The sequence below is a fragment of the Peribacillus sp. SIMBA_075 genome (genome assembly GCF_046534585.1).
This window is the reverse complement of record NZ_JAWRYN010000707.1, coordinates 1-268: the sequence shown is the minus strand read 5'-3', so window position 1 is coordinate 268 and position 268 is coordinate 1. Positions and strand designations below refer to the sequence as shown.

At 48.5% G+C, this 268-nt stretch carries 1 pseudogene; it reads left to right on the top strand.

Annotated elements, in window-relative coordinates:
* Positions 1–98: 98 nt before the first annotated feature.
* Positions 99–268 (top strand): annotated as a pseudogene (locus SB775_RS30035) (protein kinase family protein); the annotation flags it as partial.

Genomic DNA, 268 nt, shown 5'->3' with positions numbered 1-268 from the left:
AATTACTCCGACTGGACCAGCACTCCGAGAAGCACTCCAGCATTTCAAATCAGTTCGTTCACGTAAAGGGCTGCTTGAAGCAAAGGAAGAGCATGATGATGAATTCGGCTTCTAACATCCCGCTAGGCACGGTGATTAAAGGGAAATGGCACCACCATCATTACCGCATTGTAAAAGAGCTGGGAAAAGGGGCGAACGGTGTTGTCTATCTGGCCGAATCGCCAAACGGGCAAGTGGCCCTTAAAGTGAGTGATGACAGTATGCTTAT